14 protein-coding genes and 1 pseudogene are annotated in these 18,948 nt (G+C 69.8%); 11 read left to right on the plus strand and 4 right to left on the minus strand.

The features are described 5' to 3' along the window. Positions 1–29 precede the first annotated feature (29 nt). A complete protein-coding gene (locus tag Q7W02_22545) occupies positions 30–1,553 on the minus strand; it encodes an ABC transporter substrate-binding protein (GenBank protein ID MDO8478924.1) in 1,524 nt (507 codons plus the stop codon). 161 nt (positions 1,554–1,714) lie between these two features. Here Q7W02_22545 and Q7W02_22550 point away from each other — a divergent pair, with 161 nt between their 5' ends. From Q7W02_22550 to Q7W02_22565, 4 genes and pseudogenes are all read left to right on the plus strand, one after another. Further along, positions 1,715–3,130: an NAD-dependent malic enzyme gene (locus Q7W02_22550; GenBank protein ID MDO8478925.1), complete on the plus strand. Its 1,416-nt coding sequence runs from the start codon at positions 1,715–1,717 to the stop codon at positions 3,128–3,130. Positions 3,131–3,298: 168 nt separating this feature from the next. Further along, entirely contained in the window at positions 3,299–3,526 is a 228-nt protein-coding gene (locus Q7W02_22555; protein ID MDO8478926.1) for a type II toxin-antitoxin system HicB family antitoxin, read from the plus strand. Further along, the gene (locus Q7W02_22560; GenBank protein ID MDO8478927.1) at positions 3,523–3,759 is read left to right on the plus strand and encodes a type II toxin-antitoxin system HicA family toxin; all 237 of its coding nucleotides are present in this window, start codon (positions 3,523–3,525) and stop codon (positions 3,757–3,759) included. The genes Q7W02_22555 and Q7W02_22560 overlap by 4 nt, the downstream gene beginning before the upstream one ends. Before the next feature lie 42 nt (positions 3,760–3,801). Continuing rightward, positions 3,802–4,050 (plus strand): annotated as a pseudogene (locus Q7W02_22565) (malic enzyme-like NAD(P)-binding protein). Between the two features lie 226 nt (positions 4,051–4,276). Here the strand turns inward: Q7W02_22565 and Q7W02_22570 are convergent. Genes Q7W02_22570 through Q7W02_22580 form a run of 3 tightly spaced genes read right to left on the minus strand, consistent with a single transcriptional unit; the run spans position 4,277 to position 7,460 of the window. Then, entirely contained in the window at positions 4,277–5,200 is a 924-nt protein-coding gene (locus Q7W02_22570; GenBank protein MDO8478928.1) for a 2-dehydropantoate 2-reductase, read from the minus strand. A 9-nt stretch (positions 5,201–5,209) separates the two neighbouring features. Continuing rightward, on the minus strand, positions 5,210–6,070 hold the full coding sequence (locus tag Q7W02_22575; protein MDO8478929.1) for a 2-dehydropantoate 2-reductase: 861 nt from the start codon (positions 6,068–6,070) through the stop codon (positions 5,210–5,212). A gap of 13 nt (positions 6,071–6,083) precedes the next feature. Beyond that, on the minus strand, positions 6,084–7,460 hold the full coding sequence (locus Q7W02_22580) for an FAD-dependent monooxygenase (GenBank protein ID MDO8478930.1): 1,377 nt from the start codon (positions 7,458–7,460) through the stop codon (positions 6,084–6,086). A gap of 461 nt (positions 7,461–7,921) precedes the next feature. Here Q7W02_22580 and Q7W02_22585 point away from each other — a divergent pair, with 461 nt between their 5' ends. From Q7W02_22585 to Q7W02_22615, 7 genes are all read left to right on the plus strand, one after another. Beyond that, on the plus strand, positions 7,922–10,906 hold the full coding sequence (locus Q7W02_22585) for a BTAD domain-containing putative transcriptional regulator (GenBank protein MDO8478931.1): 2,985 nt from the start codon (positions 7,922–7,924) through the stop codon (positions 10,904–10,906). Positions 10,907–11,325: 419 nt separating this feature from the next. Further along, a complete protein-coding gene (locus Q7W02_22590) occupies positions 11,326–13,209 on the plus strand; it encodes an aldehyde ferredoxin oxidoreductase family protein (GenBank protein ID MDO8478932.1) in 1,884 nt (627 codons plus the stop codon). A gap of 112 nt (positions 13,210–13,321) precedes the next feature. Then, complete coding sequence (gene fdrA / locus Q7W02_22595) at positions 13,322–14,836, plus strand: acyl-CoA synthetase FdrA (protein MDO8478933.1); 1,515 nt, start codon at positions 13,322–13,324, stop codon at positions 14,834–14,836. A gap of 4 nt (positions 14,837–14,840) precedes the next feature. Further along, positions 14,841–16,301: a DUF1116 domain-containing protein gene (locus tag Q7W02_22600; protein MDO8478934.1), complete on the plus strand. Its 1,461-nt coding sequence runs from the start codon at positions 14,841–14,843 to the stop codon at positions 16,299–16,301. Then, positions 16,298–17,257, plus strand: coding sequence for a carbamate kinase (locus tag Q7W02_22605; GenBank protein ID MDO8478935.1), 960 nt, complete (start codon positions 16,298–16,300; stop codon positions 17,255–17,257). Before Q7W02_22600 ends, Q7W02_22605 begins: the two co-directional genes overlap by 4 nt. After that, positions 17,254–17,640, plus strand: coding sequence for a gamma-glutamylcyclotransferase (locus Q7W02_22610; protein MDO8478936.1), 387 nt, complete (start codon positions 17,254–17,256; stop codon positions 17,638–17,640). The genes Q7W02_22605 and Q7W02_22610 overlap by 4 nt, the downstream gene beginning before the upstream one ends. Before the next feature lie 58 nt (positions 17,641–17,698). Next, positions 17,699–18,532 carry a DMT family transporter gene (locus Q7W02_22615; GenBank protein ID MDO8478937.1) on the plus strand — a complete coding sequence of 278 codons (834 nt, stop codon included), beginning with the start codon at positions 17,699–17,701 and terminating at the stop codon, positions 18,530–18,532. The last annotated feature ends 416 nt before the right edge of the window (positions 18,533–18,948 follow it).

The raw sequence follows: 18,948 nt of genomic DNA on the forward strand, positions 1-18,948 counted from the left end.
GGTCTCCATGAAATTGGGGGAAGCGAGCGTCAGCGGGCGAGCGACATCTCGGACACGATGAGGCGGTAGTCGGCGCGCGGCTTGAACGAGACGCGGCGGCTCACGCCGTAGACCACGACCTCCTGGAAGAGCTCGAGCCAGGGCTTGTCGTCGTGGATGATCTGCGTCGCCTCGGCGTAGATCGCCTTGCGCTTCTTCTGGTCGAGCGTGTAGCGGGCCTGCTCCATCAACTCGTAGAAGCGCTGGCCAGGCTGGTTGCCGATCCAGTACTTGCCGCCGAAACCGCTCGGGTGGAAGAGCCGCCAGAGGCTGCCGTCGGCGTCCAGCAGGGTGGACTGCGGGTTGATCAGCATGATCCCCGAGGGCGGCACCGTGCGGTCGTTGTTCATGCGCTGGCGGGCGCCCATCTCCATCATCTCGATGCGCGCGCGGATGCCAACCTTGGCCCACATGTCCGCGATGGCTTCGACGAGCGCCTTGTCGTTGACCATGGTGCCGCTGCCCGCGTAGAGCGTCACGTCGATGCCGCTTCCGAAGCCTGCCTGGGCAAGGAGCGCGCGCGCCTTCGCCGGGTCGAACGGGTAGGGTCTGAGCGCCGCGTTGTAGCCGAAGTCGGTGTCGGCGAGTCCCCCGCTGAAGGGCTTGCCCATGCCGGCGTAGAGGTTCTTCACGATCCCGTTGACGTCGAGGGCGTAGTGCATGGCCTGCCGCACGCGCTTGTCGGACAGCGGCGGCTGGTTCGTGTTCATCCAGAACGTGACTGTGCGCGTGGCCGGGACCGTCACGATCTTCGTCGCCCGCCCCTCCGCGATGCCCTTCATGCGGTCCGGCGGCACGTTGGTGATGATGTCCACGTCGCCCTTCTCGAGCGCGACGATGCGCGGGAACTCGTCGGGGATCGGCTTCCAGATCACGCGCTCGACGGACGGCGCCTTCCCCTCCCACCCCCACCAGTCGTGATTGGCCTGCATGACGAGCCGCTCGTCCTTGACCCATTCGACGAAGCGGTAGGCGCCGGTGCCCACGGCGCGTCGGGCCAGCTCCTTGACGCCGTCGTCCGTGATAAGCCGCGCAGGCAGGATCTGGGAGCCCATCTGGGCCATGCGCACCGCGATGAGCGGGTCGGGCTTCTTCGTGACGATGCGGATGACGCTGGGGCTCACCACCTGCACCGCCTCGATGGTCGTGAAGCCCGGCGTGACCACGGTCTTCCCCGGCTGCATGTTGCGCTCGAACGTGGCCTTGACGTCCTCGGCCGTGAAGGGAGTCCCGTCGTGGAACTTGACGCCGGGCCGCAGCGTGAACTCCCACGTGATGTCGTTGATCGTCTTCCACGACGTCGCCAGCCCGGGCTGCAGCTGGAGCGCCGTATCCCAGCGCGTCAGGGTGTCATAGAGGTTGACGAAGTAATTGACCGTCAGGACCTGGGTCGACCGCCCGGGGTCCATGGTGGTCGCCTCGGCGGGCTGGGAGATGACGATTTGGCTGGGCTGCGCCCAAGCCGGGGAGGCGGCGGCGAGCAGGAGCGCGACGGCGAGGCAGGTGGCACGCATCAAGCGGCAGTGTACAGCCGCCCGCGGCCGGCTGGCAATGGGCAGGACGGCCTCCTCCAAAGGCCCTTGCCCCGGAGGGCCGTGGGGTCTATTCTCAAGGCTCATTCACTTTCGGGCCGCGCCCGCAACGACCAGTCGACAGCTCACGCATGGAGGCTCTCATGAGCAATGCGCCGGTAGCCAGCTACAGCCTCACCGTTCGGGTCCGCATCGTCAACACCCCCGGCATGCTCGGCAAGGTGACGTCCGCCATCGGCGCCGAGGGCGGCGACATCGGCGCCATCGACATCGTCGAGGTGGGGCGCGAGGTCACCCGCGACATCAGCTTCAAGGCCAGCGACGAGGCCCACGGCCAGCGGATCACCGACCGCATCCGCGGCATCGAGGGCGTCACCGTCGTCCACGTCTCCGACCGCACCTTCCTGATGCACCTGGGCGGCAAGATCGAGATCAAGGGCCGCGTGCCGGTCAAGACGCGCGACGACCTGTCCATGGCCTACACGCCCGGCGTCGCGCGCGTGTGTATGGCCATACACCACGACCCGGAGAAGGCTTACACGCTGACCATCAAGCAGAACACGGTCGCCGTGGTCTCGGACGGCTCGGCGGTGCTGGGCCTGGGGGACATCGGCCCCAACGGGGCGCAGCCCGTCATGGAGGGCAAGGCGCTCATCTTCAAGGAGTTCGCCGACGTGGACGCCTTCCCGCTCTGCCTCAATACCAAGAACGTGGACGAGATCGTGATGATCGTGAAGGCCATCGCGCCCGTCTTCGGAGGCATCAACCTCGAGGACATCTCGGCGCCGCGCTGCTTCGAGATCGAGGAGCGCCTCCAGCGCGATCTGGACATCCCCGTCTTCCACGACGACCAGCACGGCACGGCCGTCGTCGTCCTCGCGGCGCTGCTGAACGCGCTCAAGGTGGTGGGCAAGAAGCTCCCCGACGTGCGCATCGTTTTCACCGGCGCGGGCGCCGCCGGCATCGCGACGGCCAAGCTCCTGATGCTCGAGGGCGCGCGCCACATCGTCGGCTGCGACCGGGCCGGGGCGATCTACCGCGGGCGCACGGAGAACATGAACTCGATGAAGCAGTGGTTCGCCGAGCACACGAACCCCGAGGGGCTCCACGGCTCGGCTGGCGAGGCGCTCAAGGGCGCCGATGTCTTCATCGGGCTCTCCGGCCCCGGTGTCGTCTCGCTCAAGGACATCCAGACGATGAACCGCGACCCGATCGTCTTCGCCATGGCCAACCCGACGCCCGAGATCATGCCCGAGGAGGCCGGCCCCTACGTGCGCGTCATGGCCACGGGCCGCTCCGACTATCCGAACCAGATCAACAACTCCTGCTGCTTCCCCGGCTTCTTCCGCGGCCTGCTCGACGTGCGGGCGCGCAGCGTCAACGACGAGATGAAGCTGGCGGCCGCGCACGCGCTCGCGGGCATCGTGGCCGACTCCGAGCGGAACGAGGAGTACATCACGCCGTCCATGTTCGACCCGCGGGTGGTGCCCACCGTGGCCGCCGCCGTGGCGGACGCCGCGGTGCGGACGGGCGTGGCGCGGAAAACCGGCCGCAAGTAGCCCCCGGCCCGGCGATCGCGGAGGTCTGGGCTGAGCGGCCCGACGGACGAGCTGCCCGCGGCTACGAGCCAAGGGTCTGAGCCGCATAGCACATCCTGAGTCTCCCTTGGCCCGTGCTATCTTTATGGCTGGTAGTGGATGTCAGAGATCCGCGGAGGAGGGAGAGGCGTGGCGGCCTATGACTTCAAGGTGCTCCTCGAGCCAGACGAGGCGGGTGGCTACGTGGTCACTTGCCCATCACTGCCCGGCTGTTACACGCAGGGTGACACCATCGAGACGGCCCTGGCCAATATCCGGGAGGCGATCGAGCTCTGCCTGGAGGACCTTGAGGCTCAGGGGCAGCCGCTACCCGATCCCTCGGGCGTTCTTGTCGGGAGCGTCGTCATCACTCGGTGAGCCCGAGCCTGCCCGTCGTTTCCGGGCAGCAGGCGGTGCGCGCGTTCAAGCGTCTCGGCTACGATGTCGTGCGTCAGCGCGGCAGTCATCTTCGCCTGCGGCATTTGCATGATCCAACCCGCCTGCCGTTGACCGTTCCAGATCACCGAGACCTGAAGCCAGGCCTGCTGCGACGGCTGATCCGGGACGCTCAAATCGATGTGGCCGAGTTCGTCAGGCTGCTCGATGCATAGTAAGGTCTCGCGCGGCGCGAACACATCGGCAGCTTCACCCCACAGATCAACAACTCCTGCTGCTTCCCCGGCTTCTTCCGGGGCCTGCTCGACGTGCGGGCGCGCAGCGTCAACGACGAGATGAAGCTGGCGGCGGCGCACGCGCTCGCGGGCATCGTGGCCGACAGCGAGATCAGCGAGGAGTACATCACGCCGTCCATGTTCGACCCGCGGGTGGTGCCCACGGTGGCCGCCGCACTGGCGGACGCCGCGGTGCGGACCGGCGTGGCGCGCAAGACCGGCCGCAAATAGGGCGCAGTCCAGAGGATCTCGCCCAAAGCTCTTCGAGCAGCCATCGCCCGTCGAGTTCTTGGAGAACGCGTCGCCCTTGACCCCCCGGCCGGAGATCAACCCTGTGCTTTACACGACGCTCTGGCCCCGCAACGCGCGTCGGCGGCCGGGCTACCTCAACCTGACCCTCGCCTGCCCGACCTCTCTGTTCGCCGAACGCGAAGGCTGAGCGGCCGGGCGCCGACCACTACGCCGGCGTGCCGTTCACGTAGGGCTTCAGGGCGGTGCAAATGAACGTGTTCGCCGGTGTCGGGATGCCGTATTGTCGGCCGAGCGCCACCACCTTGCCAGACAGCCAGGGCAACTCGAGACGGTTGCCCCGAATCAGGTCGACCGCCATCGAGGCGATGTGATCCGGTGGCAGGGATCGCACGAAAGCGAGCTGTGTCTCGACGATATCGGGCGGGAAGCGCACGCCGCTGGCCCGGCCAACGGCGGTGACCTCACGCATCGTCGCCTCGTACATCCCGAACAGGTCGGGATCGTCGCGCAGCTTGCCGATCGGCAGACGGGTGAGCGCGGTGACGGCGCTGTGTGCCACCAGCAGGTTGAACTTCTCCCATATCGCGCGCTCGATATCCTCGCTCAGCAGCCCCTCGAAGCCAGCCGCCCGACACAGGTCGTGAATGCGCTGGCCACGCGCGCTGCCGCGACCATCGAGCTCGCCAAAGGTCATGCGCTGGAATCTGCCGGTCTGGTGGACCACGCCGGGCGAAACGATCGCGCCGGTGACCAGGGCCGTCCCGCCCATCACCGCATCCCGCCCGAGGATCGGGATCAGCCGCTCAACGGCGTCGATGCCGTTTTGCAACGGGATGACCGCGGTGTTCGGCCCGACAATGGAGTGGATCCGCTCCCCGACAGTTTCGACATCCCATAGCTTCACGCAGAACAGCACCAGGTCCACGATGCCGATGCTGGCGGGATCGTCGGTGGCCTGGACGGGGTGGATATGGGTCTCGCCCCGATCGCCCTCGATGCGTAGCCCGTTCTGCTGCATGGCAACGAGATGCGCGCCGCGCGCGAGGAACGTGACATCCTCGCCCGCCTTCGCGAGCGCCGCGCCGAATGGACCGCCGATGCCGCCCGCGCCGATAACCGCGATCTTCATGTCGGGGACCTATCGCCGCGCGCCGGCACGGAGCTTGAGGGCGGCGTAGATGAACCGGTTGACGGGCGTGGGCACTCCGAAGGCTTCGCCGAGCCGGACGACGGTCCCGTGCATGGCCTCCAGCTCCAACGGCTTGCCCTGCAGCTGGTCCGGCGCGCCGTCCGGCAAGACCACGCCCGACTTACCGGCCACTGCCTCCACTTCCCTCATGCACCCCATGTACAGTGCCCTGGTATCGGGGTCCTCCCGGGTCGGTCCAAAGCCACGCCCGGTGACCGACTGAACACCCATGGTGCCTATCGCCCCCATGAACTTCATCCAGATCGCCACGCGGATGTCGGCGGGACGCTCGGCGGCGATTCCCGCGCCGCGCAACACCAAGAGAGCGGTCTTCGCTGCTTCTTCGTCGGCATCGCGGAGGGGTCCTAGTACCAGCGGCTTCTCCGTTCCGCCCTGACGCACCACGCCCCGCTCGGGCATCGAGGCCGGAAGGTACGTGAGGCCTCCAAGAATGTGTGTGGGGTCCGTGGCCGCTCCCAGCCGTGCGGCGCTATCTACACCGTTCTGGAGCGGAACGACGATCGTCTCGGGGCCCTTGAGCACCCGCAACGCCTCGATCGCGCCCTCCAGGTCGTACGTCTTCGTCGTAACGAGAACCAGTTCTACCAGGCCGACTTCCTCCGCGTCCGCCGTCGCCTGTACCTCAGGCACGGTGAATGTCTGGTCATCCCGAACGACCGTCAGCCCTCGCGTGCGCAACGCCTGAAGTGTCTCGCCGCGCGCGATGAAATGCACGGCTTCTCCGGCGCGCGCCAGCTTGGCGCCATAGTAGCCTCCGAGCGCCCCGGCCCCGATGATCGCGATCTTCATAGGTCGGCGTCCTTCAGAGCCCACGTCTCACCGCGTCTCCCTTCTCAGCCATCACGGCCAGCACTCGCTCCACGAGCTCGGGATCCCGATAGACGCTGCGCGGCCTGAGGAGGTGGGCGACCTCGTACACCAGCTTGTGGACGATCGGATCCCGGGCCGCGAGCCGGGTCAGGGCGAGCCCGAACTTGTGGCTCCTGTTGAAATCCGGTGGACGTCGCCCGCGAGTCTCCGGATGAACGAAGTCCGGGACGGCCGCCCCCGCCCACGGCGTGTCGATCAGGGGCTGCGCCTCGGAGAAGAAGGCGGGCGCCAGCCCAGCGAGCGGATCGGGCTCCGCGGCCCGCCCCTCGAGGAGACGATGGAGAAGGCACGCCTCCTGGACAGCCACCGTCATGCCCTGGCCGTACACCGGATTGAAGCGGCAGATCGCGTCACCAAAGGGAAGCAATCCCCGCGGGAAGGTGTCGAGCCGGTCGAAATGCCGCCAGACGCTCGCCGAGAAGCCGAAGCGAGCGACCTCCTCCAGACGCTTGGCGTGCTTGATCGCGTTGTAGACCGTCGGGGTCCACAGTGCCCGAGCACATGTCAGGAGCCCATCCTCGTCCCCGGGCGGCCGGTCGCCGTGCCGGCCGGCGACGGTCGTGATCCAGCGGCGGCCCTCCAACGGCAGCACGACGGCCCAACGGCAGTTCCGGGACCCCTCGGGAAACGTGAACACGCCCTTCCAATCAGGCGGAGCGTCCTCCGGAATGGCGAAGACAGCAGTGGCATAGCCGATGTCGACACCGATGGTCGTCTCCTCCGGCAGGGCTCGGCCGATGGATTCGAGCACGGCGAGGGTGAGGGTGCCGCGTCCGGAGGCGTCGACGACGAGATCCGCGGGGAGTGTCTCGGTCCTGCCGCCAACGGTCTCGTATCGCACCGCCTTGATCGAAACCCCGTCCGGCGTCGCCACGATGCCTTGGACCCGGCAGCGCTGACGCAGCGCGATGTTGGCGTGTCGCTGCACCCGCTGTCGCACGATGAGCTCGATCAGCGGGCGGGACATGGAGTACCAGAGCCAGCCGAAGTCACGCTGGGGAAAGGGACCGTAGCCCGGGCGTTCGGTACGCACGTCGGCGTCCGCCCGGAGCGGTACCGCTCCAGCCCGGACGAGGTCCTGCTCGAAGTCTGGAAACAATTCACTCAGCGCGCGCTGGCCGCCGCCCAGGAGCACGTGCAGGTGCCTGGCCTGTGGTGTCCCTGCCCGGTGAACGGCATCCAGCGGCAGGGTGTCCCGCTCCATCACGATCACGCGCTCGAAGTGATCGGCGAGCGCGCGGGCGGCTGTCAACCCGGCCATCCCAGCTCCGACCACGACGGCCTGCTTCCCGATGGTAGCGGGCACCATGAGCACCTCCGCAATGCCGTCCATACCGCCGGCGGCACCGCCGCTGGCCCAACGTTCAATCGCACGTGAAGTGCCAGAGCAAGAGCTTCAGGGTTCAGGGCATCAGCATAGTCCGCAAGCCGTTACGGAACCGTCTGCGGTCGCGTTAGCAGCTAAAGAGGTCGCCCGACGTTCGTGCTAGAGTCCGTCCAGCATCACTCACCATGAGCCGACTAGCGCTGACGCTTCTCGGGGGATTTTAGGTCCAGGCGGGCACCGCCCGGCCGCTCACCGTCCCGACCAAGAAGGCGCAGGCCCTCCTGGCCTATCTCGCCCTCACCCCGGGCCAGACTCAGCCCCGGGATAAGCTGACCGCCCTCCTCTGGGCCGACGTTCCCCACGGGTCGGCCCGCAACGCGCTCCGTCAGACGCTCTTTGTCCTTCGTAAAGCGCTGGGCCCTGCCCAGGACACCACGCTCCTCGTGGGAGGCGGCGGGATCACGCTGCCGGTGGACGCGGTGCAGACCGACGTGGCGGCGTTCGAGCAGGCGGTGGCCGACGGCACGCCCGTCGCGCTCGAAGCGGCGGTCGGCCTCTACAGGGGCGATCTGCTGGCGGGGCTCACGGTCGTCGCGCCGACCTTCGAGGACTGGCTCATGAGCGAGCGCGAGCGGCTGCGTGAGCGTGCTGTCGAAGCTCACGCGCGGCTGCTCGCCCACCAGCGGGCCGTCGGGGCGACCGCCTCCGCCGTGCAGTCGGCGCTCCGGCTGCTGGCCCTGGACCCTCTTCAGGAAGCCGTGCACCGCACGCTCATGCGCCTGCATGCCCAGCTCGGGCGGCGCGACGCTGCGCTCCGCCAGTACCAGGAATGCGTCGACGTCCTTCGGCGTGAGCTGGCCGTCGAGCCGGAGGCAGACACCAAGGAGCTGTACCAGGAGATCCTCCGGCAACGCCCCCTACGGGCGGCAACCACGCCGAGCGTGACCGGGCCCGCCGAGGCGCCCCTGGTCGGGCGGGACGGCGAGGTCACGCAGTTACACGAGGCGCTGGCGGAGGCCTGGGCGGGACAAGGCCGCGTCCTCGCCGTCCTCGGCGAGGCTGGGATCGGCAAGAGCCGGTTGCTGGCCGAGCTTGCCGCCGAGGCCGGACGCCGTGGCGGAGCGATCCTGCTCGGGCGCGCCTACGAGACGGAGCAGATCTTGCCGTTCGGGCCCTGGGTCAGTGCCCTGCGGGACGCCGGCGTCGTGACCGACTCGCACGTGCTGGAGGGTGTAGGGAGCGAATGGCGGGCGGAGCTCGCACGCCTATTCCCAGAGCTGGCCGATCCTGGCCGGTCGGTAGCGTCCAACCCGGGGGACCAGATGCGCTTGTTCGAGGCTTTGGCCCAGTTGCTCCGGCGCCTGGCCGTCGCGCAGCCCCTCCTCGTCCTGCTGGAGGACGGCCACTGGGCGGACGACATGACACTCCGCTTCCTGGCGTTTCTCGGGCGCCGGCTCCATTCCGCGCCCATCCTGCTGGCCCTGAGCATTCGGGACGAGGAACTGCCCGACCACCCGCTCCTGCGCCGTACCCTCGACGAGTTGGACGCCGACCGCCGGCTGGTCTGCGTGTCGCTGGGGCGCCTGGAACGCGAGCCCACGACGACGCTCGTGCGCCTGCTCGGACGCGCGGACAGCCACGCGACGGCGCTGGCGCAGCGGGGCGAGCAGGTCTGGAGGGCCAGCGGCGGCAACCCGTTCATCGTCGTCGAGACCATGCGCGCGATCGGGTGTGGTGGTGTCGCCCTGGAACCTTCAGACAGCCTTCCGCTCCCGACGAACGTGCGGGACATGATCGCCCGGCGCCTGGAGCGGCTGAGCGAGCAGGCCCGACAGCTCCTGCGCGTGGCCGCAGTCATCGGGCGCGAGTTCGAGTTCACGCTGCTCCAGCGCGCGGCGGGAGTGGACGAGCCAGCGGCCGCCGAGGGGCTGGAGGAGCTCGTCCGCCGGCGCGTCGTCCACGGCGTCGGAGACCGTTTCGATTTCACCCACGAGCGAATTCGGGACGTGGTCGCCGCCGAGCTCCTCCCACCCCGGCGGCAGTGGCTGCACGCACGAGTCCTCGATGCGATCGAAACCCTCTATCAGGGAAGGCTCGGTGAGCACGTCGAGCGGCTCGCTCAGCACGCCGTCCGGGCCGAGCAACGGGATAAGGCCGTGCACTATCTGCGGCAGGCTGGGCTCCAGGCGACCGCGCGGTCGGCGCTTGAAGCCGCACGGGTCTGGTTCGAGCAGGCGCTGACCCTTCTCGGAGCGCTCCCGGAGAGTGAGCCGGCGCTGGAGGAGTCCTTCGAGATCCGACTCGAGTTGTGGCCGGTGCTGAGCGTGTTCGGCGAAGTCCGGCCGGCGTTGGAGCGCCTGCACGAAGCCGAGGCGCTCGCCGAACGGTTGAATGATGAGCGCCGGCGGGGGCGTGTCTGTGCGTTCATCGCGAGCGGCCACTCGTTGCTCGGCGAGCTGGGCGAGGCTCTAGCCTTCGGCGCTCGCGCACTGGCGATCGCACGAGAGCTGGGGGCCCTTCGGCTCCGAATCCTCGCCACCAGCTATCTGGAGCAAGCACACTACTTCCGCGGTGAGTACGAGCGGGTGGTAGAGTTGGCCACCGACAACCTCGCGGCGTTGCCCGCCGACTGGGTCCACGAGAGTTTCGGACTCCCCGGACCGGCATCAGTGCTGGATCGAATCTGGCTCGTCATGAGCCTCGCCCAGCTCGGCCGGTTCGCCGAAGCGGCCGAGCATGAAGGCGAAGCCCTTCGCCTCGCCGAGCCGACGCGCCACGGATACACCGTCGGCTGGGCTCACCTCGGCGCGGGCATGCTCCACACCCTCAAGGGCGACTGGTTGACGGCACGCTCGCTGATCGAGCATGGGATCGCACTCCTCCGGGCGGGCAACGTCGCCATCCTGCTTCCGTTCACGGCCGCCTTGTCCGCTCGGGTCCTCGCGCAGCTCGGTGAGCGGCGTGACGCGTTGGACCGGCTCCAGGAGGCCGAGCAGCTTCTCGAGCGCCAGACGGCGAGCGGGATCGTCGTCGGTCGCAACGCAGCCTCCTACATGCTCGGTCACGCCTGTCTCCTGCTCGACCGGCTCGACGAGGCGCGGAGCCTCGGCGAGCGCGCGGTGGAATCTCCGAGTCATCCCTACACGACCCATGCGCGGCACCTGCTCGGCGACATCGCGGCCCATCCTGACCGCTTTGATGCCGAGCGCAGCGAGGCCCACTACCGCGAGGCGCTCGCGCTCGCCGAGCGGCGCTCCCTGCGTCCGCTCGTCGCCCACTGCCACCTCGGCCTCGGCAGGCTCTACCGACGGACAGGCAAGCGCGAGCAGGCCCAGGAGCACCTCGACACCGCGACCACGCTGTACCGTGAAATGGACATGCGCTTCTGGCTGGAGCATGCGGAGTCGGAGGTGAAGCAACGCGCTTAAGGCACAGCACGACCTAGAGACAGCGCGCGGTGCTCTGGTACACGCGTGTCGAGACGACGCAGGTCCATGCGCGGCTTCGCCCGGCGCAGCTCAAGCAAACGGTGAGCTTCTGTGGGAAGGCCGGCCCACGACCGAGAACGCGCTTTTTGTCACCTATGCTCCCGGGTCAACATGTACACGCCGCGACATGCTGGTTACATGGCCAACAGCGCACCAAGGGACACCGGCGCGGCGCTCATACCCGGAGAACTTGCCCGGAGACATTGCCCTTGCCCACTGGCCAAAGTCCGTCTATCGTCTCGTCCTAGAAGCGCGGGCAAGGGCGCCGCACTGCGGCATCCACCCGCCGCTGCCGACGTTCAATCACCCCGTCCCGCGCCGCGTGAGGCAAGGGGCGGTTCCAAGCCCTGGGAGGCCCTATGGCAGCCGGCACCACCGCGAAGATCCTGCACGTCGACCTCTCCACCCGCGAAACCCGCGCCGAGATCCTGCCCGAGACGACCGTGCGCAAGTACCTGGGCGGCGGAGCGCTGGCGAGCTACATCCTCCTCCGCGACATGCCGGCCGGGGTAGACCCGCTCGGTCCCGACAACGTCCTGGTCTTCACCACGAGCGTGATCAACGGGCTCTCGCTGTCCGGCACCAACCGCTACACGGCGGCCGCCAAGTCGCCGCTCACGGGCGGCTACGGCGAGTCGGAGGCGGGCGGCTGGTGGGGGCCGGAGCTGCGCGCGGCCGGCTGGGACGCCGTCGTCATCCGCGGCAAGGCGGCCTCGCCCGTGTACCTCTGGATCAAGGACGACGTGATCGAGTTCCGTGACGCCGCTGCCTACTGGGGCCAGCTCTCGGGCGAGGTCCAGGACGGGATCGAGGCGGAGCTCGGTGACAAGCGCGTGCGGGTGCTCCAGTGCGGCATCTCCGGCGAGCGCGGCGTCCGCTTCGCCGCCATCGTGAACCAGCTCAAGCACTTCCACGGCCGGGGCGGGCTCGGCGCCGTCATGGGATCGAAGAACCTCAAGGCCGTCGTGGTGCGCGGCTCCAAGCCGCCGGTCGCCAACGACAAGGTGGAGGCCAAGGGCCAGCTGGTCTGGTTCAAAAACCACTACGACCGCGCCACCGACCGCTTCCACCAGGTCGGCTCCTCCGGCGGTGTGCTGGCGCTCGAGGCCAGCGGCATCCTGCCGACGCGCAACTTCCGCGACGGCTCCTTCGAGGGCGCCAAGGCCATCAGCGGCCAGACCATGCGCGACACCATCCTGGTCAACCGCGGCACCTGCTACGCCTGCGCCGTCGCCTGCAAGCGCGAGGTCGAGGTCAAGGAGCTGGGCGTCACGCCGAAGTACGGCGGGCCCGAGTACGAGACCCTCGCGGCCGCGGGCTCGCTCTGCGGCGTGGACGACCTCAAGATGCTGGCGCTCGCCAACCAGCTCTTCGCGCAGTACGTCCTCGACTCGATCTCGACGGGCGCCTCCATCGCCTTCGCGATGGAGTGCTACGAGAACGGCATCATCACCAAGGAGATGACGGGCGGGCTCGAGCTGACCTGGGGCAACGCCGACGCGGTGATCCAGCTGACCCACATGATCGGCAAGCGCGAGGGCATCGGGAAGCTCCTCGGCGAGGGCGTCAAGCGCGCCGCGGCCCAGCTCGGCAAGGGCGCCGACTGCTTCGCGCTCCACGTCAAGGGGCAGGAGCTGCCGATGCACGACCCGCGGGGCAAGAAGGGGTTGTCGCTGGCCTACGCGCTGTCCCCGACGGGCGCCGACCACATGGAAGCGCCCCACGATCCGCTCTACGCCGGCTTCCACCCCCAGGGCCATCCGCTGGGCGCGCTGGGACTCATCGAGCCCCTCGAGCCGCTCACGCTCGACTCGAAGAAGGTGCGCGCGTTCTTCGAGACCCAGAAGGTCTGGAGCGCGTACAACTCGGTCGGCATGTGCGACTTCGTCGGCGCGCCGCTCAACGCGCTCGGGCTGCAGCCCATGATGGACTACATCAACGCCGTCACCGGCTGGAACATGAGCCTCTACGAGCTCATGAAGGTGGGCGAGCGCAACAACACGCTGGCGCGGGTCTTCAACAACCGCGAGGGCTTCACGCCGGAAGACGACATCCTCCCGCAGCGCCTGCACGAGGGCATCGGCAACGGGGTGCTCAAGGGCTCGAAGATCGACCCCGACGAGTTCTTCGCGGCCCGCCGCACGTACTACGAGATGGCCGGCTGGGACCCCAGCACGGGGCGGCCGACGGCGGCCAAGCTCGCTGAGCTGGGCGTGGAGGACGCGGCGGCAGGGCAGAAGTAGGCCGCCGGCGCATTCGCTCCCGAGAAGCGGAGGGCCTCGTGGCTACCGCCTCCTTTCGCTTGCCTCGGACGGCGGGGCCCCAGCCCCGCGACGTCCTGCGGCTCGCACTACCATGACGTGCTGCCTGGTCCGCCCCGACACGTACCGCGACTCGGTCGAGTTGATGCGCGTGGCCGCCCTGGTCGAGAAGGTGCGCGGGGTGAGCCGCGCCGCGCTCATGATGGCGACGCCGGCGAACCGCGAGCTGCTCTCCGGCGCGGGGCTCCTCGACGCCACGGGCGCGGCCGCCGGGCCCAACGACCTGGTCGTGGCGGTCGCCGCGGTGGACCGCGCGGCGGGTGAGCGTGCGCTCGCCGAGGCGGCCCGTCTCCTCGACGAGCAGGCCGCCGTGTCAGCGCCCGCGGGCGACAAGCCGGTCCCCCGCAGCATCGCCGAGGCGGCGAGCGAGCTGCCGCGCGCCAACCTCGCCATCATCTCGACCCCGGGCGCCTACGCGACGGCTGAGGCCCTCAAGGCGCTCAAGCGCGGGCTCCACGTCTTCATCTTCAGCGACAACGTCCCCGTGGCCGACGAGGCCGAACTCAAGCGTCTCGCCGCGAAGAAGAAGCTCCTCGTGATGGGCCCGGACTGCGGCACCGCCATCCTCGACGGCGTGCCGCTCGGCTTCGCCAATGCCGTGCGGCGCGGGTCCATCGGGCTCGTCGGGGCCTCCGGCACGGGGCTCCAAGAGATCAGCTGCCTCATCGACCGCCTGGGCGAGGGCTGCTCGCAGGTGATCGGCGTGGGCGGCCACGACCTCGACGAGCGCGTGGGCGGTCTCATGATGCAGGCCGGCATCGAGCGCCTCGCGGCGGACCCAGGCACGCGCGTCATCGTTCTCGTCTCCAAACCTCCCGCCCCCGCTGTCGCCCGCCGCGTCCTCGACGTCGCCCGCAAGTCGGGCAAGCCCGTCGTCGTCAACTTCCTCGGCGGCGACCCCGCGGCCATCCTCGGGGCCGGCGCGATTCCGGCAGCCACGCTCGAAGACGCGGCGCGTGCGGCGGTCGCGCTCGCGCGAGGCAAGCGGGTCGCCGCGGCGCCGCTCGCGGTGGCTCCGAAGCTCGCGGCCGCGGGGCGGGCCAAGGCGCGACGCTTCCGCAAGGGCCAGTCTCTCGTGCGCGGCCTCTACAGCGGCGGCACGCTGTGCCAGGAGGCGGCGCTGATCCTCGAGGAGGCCGGCGGCCAAAAGCACACGACCGTCGACCTGGGCGACGACGAGTTCACCGTCGGCCGCCCGCACCCGATGATCGACTTCAGGCTGCGCAACGAGCGCATCCTGGCGGCGGCCGAGGACCCCGCCACGGCGGTCATCCTGCTGGATGTCGTCCTCGGCTATGGCGCCCACGCCGATCCGGCCGGCGCGCTTGCCCCCGCTATCGAGGCCGCGACCAAGGCTGCGGCCAAGCGCCGGCGCGGCCTCGCCATCGTCGCCTCCGTCTGCGGCACTCCCGCCGATCCTCAGGGCTTGGCGCGCCAGGAGACGCGGCTCGCGGCCGCCGGGGTGCTCCTGGCGCCGAGCAATGCCCAGGCCGCGCGGCTGGCGGCCTCGCTGGTCGGCCATCGCCGGCCCGCGCAAACGAAGGGCTGAGCCGATGCCGGCGCCAAAACGGAAGACCTCGGGCGGATCCGCGCCACTCTTCGACGGCGGCATCCGCGCGCTCAACATCGGCGTCGCGGAGTTCGCGCTCTCCCCGCGCGCCCACGGCGCCAGCGTGCTCGAGCTCGACTGGCGCCCGCCTGCGGGCGGCGATCGCGACCTCGGTCTCCTGCTGGCGCGTCTCGAGGACGACCCCGACGACCCGATCGGCTCGCGCGTCGCCGCCGCGAACAAGCAGGCCATCGAGCGCATCCTGGCCGCCAAGCCCATGCTGGTGGACATCGGGCGCGCCGCCGACAACGTGAAGGGCCTGGGCCCGCGCCACCTCCTCCACGCCGGACCGCCCATCGCGTGGGCGCGCATGTGCGGCCCCATGCGTGGCGCCGTCATCGGCGCCATCCTCTACGAGGGCTGGGCCGACACGCCGGACGCCGCGGATCGGCTGGCCGCCGGAGGCGGCGTGACCTTCGCCCCCTGCCATCATTTCGGCGCCGTCGGGCCGATGGCGGGCATCCTCTCGCCGTCCATGCCCGTCTTCATCGTCGAGAACGCGCCAGGCGGCACCCGCGCCTTCGCGATACTCAACGACGGGATGGGCAAGGTGCTGCGCTTCGGCGCCTACAGCCAGGAAGTCCTCGACCGCCTGCGCTGGATGAACGAGTCGCTGGCGCCCGCTCTCGCACGCGCGCTTCGTTCGCGCGGGCCGGTGGACCTCAAGAACCTGACGGCCCAGGCGCTCCAGATGGGCGACGAGTGCCACAACCGGAACGTGGCGGCGACCTCGCTCTTCGCCCGGCTGATCGCGCCGTCCCTCGTGCGCACCACCCCGGCCGACGTCGCGGCGCGCGTGCTCGAATTCCTCGAGGCCAACAACCACTTCTACCTGAACCTCTCGATGGCGGCCTCCAAGGCGACGATGGACGCGGCGCACGGCATCGAGGGCTCGACCGTGGTGACCGCGATGGCGCGCAACGGCGTGGAGGTCGGCGTCCGCATGAGCGGCACGGGGGACGCGTGGTTCACTGCCCCGGCCCCGATCCCCGACGGTCTCTACTTCCCCGGCTACGGTCCCGCGGACGCCAACCCCGACCTCGGCGACAGCGCCATCACGGAAACCGCCGGCCTCGGCGGCCTCGCGATGGCGGCCGCGCCCGCCATCGTGCGCTTCATCGGCGGCGCCGCCGAGGAGGCCATCGCCACCACGAAGCGCATGTACACGATCACGCTGGCGCGAAACAACGACTTCGGCATCCCGGCGCTGGGCTTCGCCGGCACGCCGACCGGCATCGACGCGCGGCGCGTGGTGGACAGCGGCGTCCAGCCGGTGTTCAACACGGGCATCGCCCACCGCGAGGCGGGCGTCGGCCAGATCGGCGCCGGCATCGCGAAGGCGCCGCTCGCCTGCTTCGCGGGCGCCCTTCGCGAGCTCGGCCGCCGGCTGAAAGTCCCGGCGTGACGCTGCCCGCCCACACCGCCGTCATCGCCGTCGGCGGCAACGCGCTGATCCGCGAGGGGCAGAAGGGCACCATCCCCGAGCAGTTCGAGAACGCGCGCGCGACGGCCGCCCACGTGGGCGCGCTCGTGTCCGACGGCTGGCGCGTCGTCCTGACCCACGGCAACGGCCCCCAGGTGGGCTTCATCCTCCGCCGCTCCGAGATCGTCGCCGAGACCGATTTCACCCCGCGGCTCACCCTCGACGTGTGCGTGGCCGATTCCGAGGGCGGCATCGGCTACCTCCTCGCCAACTCCCTCGTGAGCGAGCTGGGGCGGCGCGGCATGGCCGACCGCGTCGTGTGCGTCCTGACCCAGACCGTCGTGGATCCCAAGGACCCCGCCTTCCAGCACCCGTCCAAACCCATCGGCAGGGGCTACTCCACCGAGGAGGCGCAGCGGCACAGGACGCGCGACGGCTGGGTCATGGCCGAGGACGCCGGGCGCGGCTACCGCCGGCTCGTCCCCTCGCCGCGCCCCGTGCGCATCGTGGAGGCCGAGGCCATCAGGGCGCTCCTCCACGCGGGCTTCGTCGTCATCGCCTGCGGCGGCGGCGGCATCCCGGTCGTCGAAGAGGCGCCCGGCGTCTACCGCGGCGTCGAGGCCGTGGTGGACAAGGATTTCGCCTCCGGCTTCCTCGCCGCACGTCTAGGCGTGCCCGTATTCCTCGTCTCGACGGGCGTCGAGAAGGTCGCGATCCGGTTCCGCCAGCCCGACCAGCGCTTCCTCGACCGGATGACGCTCGGAGAGGCGCGGGGCTACCTCGAGGCGGGCGAGTTCCCGGAGGGCAGCATGGGGCCGAAGGTCCGCGCGGCCGTGGAGTTCATCGAGCGGGGAGGAACACGCGCCATCATCACCTCGCCCGACCATCTCGAGGACGCGCTTGCCGGGCGGACCGGCACGCACGTGGTCGCGGGATGATGTCGGTCAAGCTCGCGGTCAACGGCACGCTGATGCGGGGGCTCGAGCTCAATCGCAACCTGATCGACGCGGGCGCGACCTTCGTGCGGGAGGCGGCGACCGTGCCGGCGTACAGGCTCTGGTCGATCAACGACCGGCACCCCGCGATGATCCGCGTCGCCTCGGGCGGCGTGTCGGTGGCCGTCGAGGTGTGGGCCGTGCCGCCGGACGGCCTCGCGAAGATCCTGGTCCAGGAGCCGCCGGGCCTCTGCATCGGCAAGGTCAAGCTGGCTGACGGCGAGGAAGTACTCGGCGTGCTGGGCGAGACGCTCCTCTGCGAGGGGCAGCGCGAGATCACGCAGCTCGGCGGCTGGCGCGCCTACATCGCCTCGAAGAAAGGATAGCGGCCTGCCACGCCCCGCCAGCCCCGCGCCCCGCGAGACACGCATCCTGCGCGGGGTCCTGCTCATCACGCTGGCGACCGGATTCTTCGTCGTCATGAACACGGGCGCCAAGGTCCTGAGCGCGCACCTGCCCGTCGTCGAGATCATCTGGGCGCGGAGCCTCGTGCACCTCGTCTTCGTCTTCGCGCTGTTCGCGCCCACGTCCGGCGGCTGGCGGCTCTTCGTGACCCGGCGGCCGGCCATCCAGGTGACACGCTCGCTGCTGCTGCTCGCCTCGACGAGCTTCTTCTTCACGGCCCTCTCCCGCGTGCCGCTGGCCGACGTGACGGCCATCTCCTTCACGGCGCCCTTCGTCGTGGCGGGGCTGGCGGGCCGTCTGCTCCACGAGCGCGTCGGGACTGGGCAGTGGCTGACCATCGCGGTGGGCTTCCTGGGGGCTCTCGTCATCATCCGGCCGGGCTTCGGGCACACGAGCCCGTATGCGCTCCTGGTCTTCGGCAGCGCCGCGTGCTACAGCCTCTACCAGATCTTCACCCGCTACGTGGCCGGCGTGGACCGCCCCGAGACGAGCGTCACGTACAGCGCGCTGGTGGGGACGGTGCTGCTGTCGGCCGTCGTGCCGTTCTACTGGCGCGCGCCCGCCACCCTCTCACACGCGCTCGTGCTGATCTCGCTCGGGCTCCTGGGCGGGCTCGGCCACTACTGCGTGGCGCGCGCCCTCCTCTGGGGCCCGGCCTCGATCCTCTCCCCGTTCCACTACTCCCAGCTCGTCCTGGCCGCGCTGGCGGGCTACATCGTCTTCGGCGACGTGCCGAGCGTTTGGACCTGGGTCGGCGCCGCCATCATCATCGGGAGCGGGCTCCACATGGTCTGGCGGGAAACCTCGCGATAGCGGCGGCCTTCCGCAAACGACTTCGTACCGGGAGGGGGGAAGATTCGCCGGTCGCGGATCCGGAAGAGTTCGCTCCCGTCGAGGTTGACCGCCGCGCAGGAACGTGGCAGGCGCCCCCGAGAGCGCCTCCGGCGCCCCGAACAATCTCCCGACCGGCGGCCAAACACCATAACTCCGCTCTAAGGGGTGCCGAGACCGGTCGGGCGGCGGTGAAAAACGCGGGAAGACCCGAGGGCGCGTAGCGGCAGACGGGCGCAGGCGCGACGCGCCGGCGACTACCGGGTGGGCGCAGGTGACTGGCCGAGGGCTTGGCGGGTCGCCAGCAGGCGCTGCCGAGCGAGGACTAACTCCGCGGGTCGCTCGCTGCTCGCGGCGAGGGTGGCGATGAGCTGGCTCTGATGGACCGAGAGGCGCGC

The sequence above is a fragment of the Candidatus Rokuibacteriota bacterium genome, assembly GCA_030647435.1.
In the GTDB taxonomy this organism is placed as follows: Bacteria; Methylomirabilota; Methylomirabilia; order Rokubacteriales; family CSP1-6; genus AR37.